This window comes from Streptomyces sp. NPDC028991 (genome assembly GCF_055564775.1).
This window is the reverse complement of the sequence record NZ_JBVHVP010000056.1, coordinates 1-6,063: the sequence shown is the minus strand read 5'-3', so window position 1 is coordinate 6,063 and position 6,063 is coordinate 1. Positions and strand designations below refer to the sequence as shown.

The following is a 6,063-nucleotide window of genomic DNA, read 5'->3' as shown; positions in this document are numbered from 1 at the left end:
CCCGCGGAGCGGGCCCCTGCGGGCTGCGCCCGCAGCAGCGAACCGGCTCGCTGCGCTCCCCGGCCGCTCACGCTCCGCGTGAGCGGATGCGGCTCGCTGCGCTCACCGCCAGGTGGTGCGCGCTGCGCGCGCACCACCAACCGCAGGGAAAACGGCCCGCGTTGCGGGCCGGGGGGCGGCCTCCGCTGCGCTCCAGCCAGGTGTGCGGGACGCTGCTTTGCTTGCTGCGCAAGCAAAGTGAGGCTCCGTTCGCTGCGCTACCGGAGCTGCAGAGCCTTCGGCTCCACCGGGTGGCGCTCCGCGCCACCCTGGCCGGGCCCGCTGCGCGGGGCCCGGTCGGCGGTAAGGGGATGAGATGGTGACGGGGAGTCAGTCAAGGTTCAGAACCGCCGTGGTGTTTCAGTCTGAGCAGGAGCGATCGTCCGCCGTATCTGTTGCGTCGCGAAGTATCGGGTTAGTGTGCTTCATTTTTTAGCTTGGGATAGACTCTGGACTCATAGCGCACCAGCTCGGGCACATCCAACCAGTTGCCAAGACCTCACCACGGAGGTCTCCGGTCCTCCATCAGGCAAAGAAGGCAGTCGGCCACGTCAGTTCATCCGCCGTCCTTGCTGCTCCCCTGCATGCAGGTTTCCCGTTTCCCGCCGCTCGAATCGACCGGACGGCACCCCAGGAGAAGGCAGGCGAATATGTCGAGCACAGACCGCGCTGATCAGCGTGAGGCAGCCCAGAGAGAAGCCATTGACGCGGTCGTGCGCGCCCTCCAATTGCCTGCAAGATCACTTGTGCCCGAGCGAGGACTTCGAACACAGGTGATCATGGCGACCGGGTCCGGGAAGAGCCGGGTGGCGGTCCGCAGCACGGAGAAGCTCCATGCGAGCCGTGTGCTGGTGCTCGTGCCCTCGCTGGACCTGCTGGCGCAGACCGAGTCCGCGTGGCGTGAGGGGGGCCGCCGGGGGCCGATGATCGGGGTGTCCTCACTGCGGGGTGAGGAGGTGTCCTTCCCCAACACCACGGACGTGGACGAACTGGTGGAGTGGACCCGGGGCCTGAAGAAGGTGACCGTCTACGCCACGTACGCCAGCCTCGGCCTGGGCACGCTGGAACGGGCGCACGCCGCGGGCCTCGCGGCCTGGGACCTGATCGTCGTGGACGAGGCACACCGGACATCGGGGCGGATCGGGAAGCCGTGGGCTGTCGTCCACGACAACCAGAAAATCCCGTCGCTCCGCCGTCTCTACATGACGGCCACGCCGCGGCTGTGGCAGCTCGGGGACGAGAACGAGGCCGGCGCCCCGGGTGAGCTGGTCGCGAGCATGGACGACGATCCCGACGGGCCCTTCGGCAGCAGGGCGTTCACCCTGACCCTCTCGGAGGCCATCGACCGGGGCATCTGCGCCCCCTACCAGGTCGTATGCGTGGACATCACCGACACCCAGCTCCAGGCCGCGCAGCTCCTGGGCGCCGAAGGACGCTCGGACGAGATCCGCGGGGCCCGTCTCGCCGCGCTCCAGACCGCCCTGGTGAAGGCGTCGGCCGAGGAGAACTTCCGGCGCACACTCGTCTTCCACCACATGGTGAAGGAAGCCGAGGCCTTCGCGGCCGGCCTCCCCGACGTCGCCGCGAAACTGCACGCCGAGGACCCCGAGCCATACCCGAAGACGATCTGGGCCAACTGGCTGTGCGGCGAGCACAAGCCCAACCACCGGCGCCGGGTGCTGGGCGAGTTCGCGACCGGCATCGCCACGGACGGCATGGTCGTGGAGAAGAGCTTTCTCGGCTCAGTGAAAGTCCTCGGTGAGGGCGTCGACATCAAGGACTGCGACTCGGTGTACTTCGCCGACGTACGCGGCTCCATGCCGGACCTCGTCCAGGCCGTCGGCCGGGCGCTGCGGATGCAGCCCGGCGAGGGCAAGGTCGCCTCCCTCGTCGTGCCGGTCCTGCTCGGTCCGGGCGAGACGGCCGACAACATGCTCACCTCCCGCGCCTACGGCGGCCTGGCCAAGCTCCTGGAAGCGCTGCGCGCGCACGACGCCCGCGTCGTGGAACAGCTCGCCGAGCAACAGGCACAGAGCCGTGTCCGGGGCGTGCAGAGCCGCTCGGGCAGCGAGGGCGAGGGAGGCGGGAGCGACCGAAGCGACCGGCTGTCGGCACCCGCCCGCCAGCTGCTGAAGTTCTCCACCCCACGCGACCCTGCGCAACTCGCCGCGTTCATCAACCTGCGCGTCCTCAACCCCGAACACGCCCACTGGCGGCGCGGCATCGAGGCCGCCGTCATCTACGCCCGCAAGCACGAAGACTTGAAGGTGCCGTTCACGTTCCGCGTGCCCGCCGTCGACGACCAGGAGGCGGAAGGCGAGGAGTGGCCGGCCTCCCTCGCCGGGTTCCCGCTCGGGCAGTGGATCGCCGACGCCCGCCGGTTCTACGCCCGCGGCGACATGGACGAGGACCGCGTCGCTCAACTGGAGAAGCTCGGCATGGTCTGGAGCCACTTCGACGTCGCGTGGGAGGAAGGTCTCGCGGCGGCGCGCGGGTGGGCGGCCGAGGCGGGCCACCTCCTTGCCCCGCTGGACGCCACCTTCCAGGGCTACCGGGTGGGCATCTGGCTGAAGAACGCCAGGGCCGCCGCCCGCAAGGCACAGGAGATCGAGCAGCGGCGTGCCGAAGGACTGCCCGTGGGCTCCGTCGCCGGGGCGCTGTCGGACGAGCGGCACGAGCAGCTGGACGACATCGACCCATCGTGGTGCCCGGCCTGGCCGGTGGAGTGGCAGCGGGCCTTCCACCTGGTCCGGCTCCACTTGGAGGCCGGCCGCCCGCTGCCCACCGAGGCGGGCGACGTCGTGCACCAGGGCGCAGACCTCGGCCGGTGGGTACGCTCCGTCCGGTACGGCTGGGACAACCTCACCACCGTGCAGCAGTGGATGTGTGAACAGGTCCTCGGGATCGAACCCGCCACCGAGGACGAGAAGCCGCCCCCGCGCCGTACCCAGGCCGACAAATGGGCCATGAACTACGCCGCAGCCAAGCAGTTCTACGAACGCGAGGGACACCTGCGCGTACCCAGAAAGTGGGTTGAGCGGATCGTCGCCGGCGAGAACCAGGAGGAACGGGAACTACGGCTCGGGGCATGGATCGGCAACCAGCGCAGCAGAGCCGCAACCCTCACACCAGACCGGATCGAACAGCTCTCCGCCATCGCCATGCGCTGGACATAGCCGAATCGATCGGATCAGCCCATGCACTCAGACGAAACTGTTCCTGGGTTCCGGAGCCAGTCAGTCAACCGGGCGAGACAGTCCTGAGACTGGCGATCCAAACTGTCGGCTGCTCTTACCGCGCGGATGGCAGCGGTGAGGGCTTCGGCAGCCTCGTGGTCGTCCAGCTCACGCGCCAAGCCCCGCAACGCCCGGAGTCTGGCTATGGCCCCTGCAGGATCCGCTGCCACGGCAGTACCAGCTTGAGTGGCGAACCAGAAGCGCACCGCGGCTGTGTCGAGACAGCGTGTGCCGTCATACGTCCATGTCCGCAACAGACGGACTGATGCGATGGCGTGGGAGTCACCATCAGCATCGTGCCCGCCAGCGAAGGCCCGCAGAGGTGCGACGGGGCCCCAAAACATGTGCATGCCATCAGACATGCGGAGATGGAGGCGCAGGGTGGTGATCTGGTCGGGGACCATGGCGCCGATCGCTACGGCCAGTGTCGATGGGGCAACGTCCGTTACAGGGGTCGCTGACACCGTCCAAGTGCCTCGTTCTTCCTCAAGCACGGCATCGCTGTATCCCATCGTGGTCAGTACGGCGCGCAGGAACTCAGGCTGGGTGATGCCGAAATCGGTCCAGGCATTGTCTGCGACAGCCTTTATGTCGAGTGTGCTCAGCGCATGTATGAGGGCTACTAGACAGCCCAGAGTGCTTTCGTTGGCTTGGATGATCTCGTCGACGAGCTCTTCCCACGACAGATATATCTCGCCGCTGCTGATCTCGCCCTGCACGCCGCGATCGGTGTAGCGCAGCATGCGGTGTGCCTCTGCGGTGCGCAGGTTCCAGTTGCACCCCTTGATCAGTGGGCCGAGATCAGGCGTCTCAGCCACCGTCCGAAGAAGGGTTGTGGCGTTCTCCTGTCTCAGTTTGGTGTACGGCCGCGATTTGCGGCCGCTGCACGTCAGAAGTGCGCAGGCGACGAGTTGCCCCGCACCCTCCACCAGGCTGGTTGCCAATGAGACCAGCGTGCGGCCGGTCTGTCGGGCCAGTGTGGCTTCTCCGTACATCGCACGGGTGGCCTGGGCACCGGTATCGAACAGGTCCAGGAGTGCTTCATTCAGGTCAGGTAGAAAGTGGGGGTCTGTGGCAAGGCTCGTTAGTCGGGTGGGGTCCTGTGCAAAAACGCTGTGGCCATCCTTGACGACTTGCCGGAATCGATGGGGGTCTCCGCAGACCGATAGAGCCGATTCGTACAGGGCGAACTGAAGGCCGACCCCAAAATTGGGTGCCGGCATGACTTCAACGAGGGAGCCGATCTCAGCGTCCGTGTGCTGCATAAGCTCGGGCAGGTCATGGACTGCACGGCTCGTCATCTCCTGCGCGAGCAGGTGGCTGACCTGCTCAGCAGGGGTCGTCTGCTGAACGAACCCGTCCATTCGTTGTAGCACTGCAGTGCAAGACGAGAATCGCTCGACGAAGGCATCAACGTGTCGCTGAGCATCGTTCGCACTCTGTTCCGCTTCCGTAGGTGTGCGGGCTGCGAGCGCAGACAGACATGATCGGGCCATATCGGACAGCAGGCCGACACCATCTTGCGCTGCGTCAATGAGCTGTAGCCATGGACGCCTACGCGCTACCGAACCAAGCCGAGCCCGTTCGGTTACCAGGCTCCGTACCTCCCGGTGCAGGTCCGTCATCCCTTGCGGGGTGTTGAGAGCAACAGCGGCCGTGGCCTCGAAGAAGGCGTCGAGCCACTGTTCTGCCCAACCAGCAAACTGTCCCACCTCTTCCGGGCCACCGAAGGGACGTGAACCGTCCTGCGCAGGTGCCTCATCAAGCAGAGCCAGGGCGTTGGCTGCGGCTTGCCGACGAAAGAGGGCGTCTATGTCGGCCTGACTGTCTGGTTCAACACCACAAGGGCAGGCGTCTCCCGCCTGACGAACGCGGGCACAGCTGGAACACACCAGCGTTTCGAAGGACACCGCTATCTCAAGACCCGCCACAGCTACCCCACTTACTTGAATGACCATCAGTATCACCGCCGAACCGCGTGAGAGCAGCCGCTTTTCCATCGCAGGGCTATCGCTGCCGACAGCGGGTCTCGGGTAGATGCGCGCGTAATGCAGCAGCGAGGATCTCGGACTCCCCGGCCACTCTCGGTTCGAGGGCCATCCGCTGATTCTCCGCGGGCGCACTGACAACGGTCTGGGCATAGAGCTCGTAACACGATCACCGTGAGAAACGGAGCCCTTTCCATCCTCACTCTGAGCTGGCCAGATGCAGGGCGAGGACGGCCTGGACGAGGCTGGTGATGCGGGTGGTCGAGCACCGGAGCCTGCGGAGGAGCCGCCAGGCTTTGAGGGTGGCCATGGCCTGCTCGACGAGTGCGCGGATCTTCGCGTGGGACCGGTTGACGGCCTTCTGACCGGCGGAGAGGGTTTCCCAGCGGCCCCAGTAGGGAGTGCGGACGTTTCCGCCGGAACCCCGGTATGCCTTGTCCGCCCAGCACGTGATGTCGGCCGCGGCAAGGGCGTCGACGATGCCGTGCTCGCGGGCCGCGCGGACATCGTGGACGGCGCCGGGCAGGGCCGGCGAGGCCCACAGCAGTCGGCCGAAGGGATCCGTGAGGACCTGCAGGTTCATCCCGTGCTTCTTGTGTTTCCCGGAGTAGAAGGGCCGGTCCGCGGCGATGCGGTCGATCGGCAGGAGTGTGCCGTCAAGGATCACGAACGCCTTCGTCGACGCGACCCGGATCGCTTCCGCCAGCTGGACGCGGTCCGTCTGGAGCCCGGTGTCGACGTCGCCGTAGTGACCACCATGCAGATCCGTGAGGTCGTTGAGCGGCTTGTCGCGGCCGGCC

At 66.7% G+C, this 6,063-nt stretch carries 3 protein-coding genes; 1 reads left to right on the top strand and 2 read right to left on the bottom strand.

All coding sequences use genetic code 11. The annotated features are described in order from the left end of the window. Positions 1 to 689 precede the first annotated feature (689 nt). The gene (locus ACZ4V1_RS35720; RefSeq protein WP_468345306.1) at positions 690 to 3,215 is read left to right on the top strand and encodes a helicase associated domain-containing protein; all 2,526 of its coding nucleotides are present in this window, start codon (positions 690 to 692) and stop codon (positions 3,213 to 3,215) included. Between the two features lie 14 nt (positions 3,216 to 3,229). Here ACZ4V1_RS35720 and ACZ4V1_RS35715 read toward each other — a convergent pair whose 3' ends face one another. Both ACZ4V1_RS35715 and ACZ4V1_RS35710 read right to left on the bottom strand, forming a co-directional pair. After that, positions 3,230 to 5,275, bottom strand: coding sequence for a hypothetical protein (locus ACZ4V1_RS35715; RefSeq protein WP_468345303.1), 2,046 nt, complete (start codon positions 5,273 to 5,275; stop codon positions 3,230 to 3,232). Positions 5,276 to 5,462: 187 nt separating this feature from the next. After that, positions 5,463 to 6,063: transposase family protein (locus ACZ4V1_RS35710; protein ID WP_468345300.1), on the bottom strand; the 601-nt coding region annotated here is incomplete at its 5' end.